This window comes from Streptomyces sp. NPDC058964, assembly GCF_042741275.1.
In the GTDB taxonomy this organism is placed as follows: domain Bacteria; phylum Actinomycetota; class Actinomycetes; order Streptomycetales; family Streptomycetaceae; genus Streptomyces.
On sequence record NZ_JBHYKH010000557.1, the window covers coordinates 1 to 1455 of the forward strand.

Annotated in this window: 3 protein-coding genes; 1 reads left to right on the plus strand and 2 read right to left on the minus strand. The window is 72.6% G+C overall.

Annotated elements, in window-relative coordinates; genetic code table 11:
• Together ACFW2E_RS40030 and ACFW2E_RS40035 are read right to left on the minus strand one after the other, a co-directional pair.
• A partial coding sequence (locus ACFW2E_RS40030; RefSeq protein WP_384474964.1) for a GNAT family N-acetyltransferase occupies nt 1-610 on the minus strand: 610 nt, incomplete at its 3' end.
• Nucleotides 607-795: a hypothetical protein gene (locus ACFW2E_RS40035; protein WP_384474966.1), complete on the minus strand. Its 189-nt coding sequence runs from the start codon at nt 793-795 to the stop codon at nt 607-609. The genes ACFW2E_RS40030 and ACFW2E_RS40035, both read right to left, overlap by 4 nt.
• 168 nt (nt 796-963) lie before the next feature.
• Between ACFW2E_RS40035 and ACFW2E_RS40040 the strand changes: the two genes are divergently transcribed.
• On the plus strand, nt 964-1455 hold a 492-nt coding region (locus tag ACFW2E_RS40040; RefSeq protein WP_384474969.1), incomplete at its 3' end, for a molybdopterin-dependent oxidoreductase.

Sequence of the window (1455 nt, forward strand, 5' to 3'; positions counted from 1 at the left end):
GGTGCAGGAACGGGGTGTCGCCGCGCTCCCGGATGCGGTGCGCGACGGCGAGGATCAGCCGGGTCGCCAGGCCCTCGCCGCGGAAGGCGGGGTCGGTGCAGACCGCGCTGATCTCGGTCCACCCCGGTGGACGCAGCCGCTCCCCCGCCATGGCGATCAGGGCACCGTCACGCCGTATGCCCAGGTAGTCGCCCAGTTCGATGGTGCGGGGCAGGAACGGTCCGGGCTGGGTCCGCTCGACCAGGTCCAGCATCTCGGGCACGTCGGCGGGACCGAGGCGGACCGCCTCCACGTCGGGCGTGGCAGCCAGACCGTCGTCCACCAGTTGCACGCCCTCGATCCGGTAGATGATCTCCCAGTCGTCCGGGACCCTTCCCCGGAAGCCCGGCAGCGACACCTCGGCGCCCGGCCCGGCCAGGGCCGCGAGGTCCGCCCAGTCGTCCGCGTCGGGCTCGGCGGGCAGGGCCAGCCATGGCGAGACGTCGACCGGGTAGCGCAGCACACGGCCGCGCCGCTCGGCGAAGTGCGCGTGCGGGCCGGTCAGCGCGGCGAGAGCGGGGTTGTCGAGAACGTGCGGGACGTCGCCGGCGACAGCGGGGAACCGGATCATGCGCCGACCTCGATCACGTTCTCGCCGCGGGCCCGGCCCTCCTGCTGCTTCCGGTCGACCGGGTTCACGCGCGCCGCGCGGAAGGCCACCGGGAGCCGACCGGGACCGGGGACCGGCCGGTCCCCGTCCCCTGGCGCCCCGGTCTCCGGTCCGCCGTACCGCGTGAAGACGTGCACCTCGGGCATCTGCTTCCTCTCTCTCCCTACGCCGCCGGGCCTCGCCGGACCCGGCACTCAGCGGCAAGCAGGAGCGGGCGGCGGCTATTCCCCGGCCTGCCCGAAGTCCGTACGACCGCGATCATCGGCGCACTGACCTGGGACGGAGCACCCAGCACGACAGCGTACGGTTGAAATATGAACGTCACCCGAGGCTTCACCGGGCGCCCCCGCGTCCACAATCCGGGACTCCCGCCGGGCCAGTACGACGCGGGCGACGACTGGCCCGTCCTGTCCGCCGAGGTCACCCCCGACCTGACCCCGGCCGAATGGACCTTCCGTGTCGACGGGCTGGTGGCCGAGCCCCGCACCTGGGACTGGGACGAGGCCCACGCACTGCCGGCGTCGGCCTACGAGGGCGACATCCACTGCGTGACGAGTTGGTCGAAGTTCGGGATGCGCTTCGGAGGCGTCTCCTTGGACGCGTTCTTCAGCGTGGTCAAGCCCCATGTGTCCGCCACACATGCCGTGGCCTATTCGCACACCGGCTACACCGCCGGTCTTCCGCTCGCCGATCTCACCGGCGGGCGTGCCTGGATCGCCTGGGAGTACGGGGGCGAGCCGCGAGGCCCCCAGGAACGGCGAACCGCGCGGGTGGCGGGAACCCGAGAGTTCTTGAGGGATATGCGC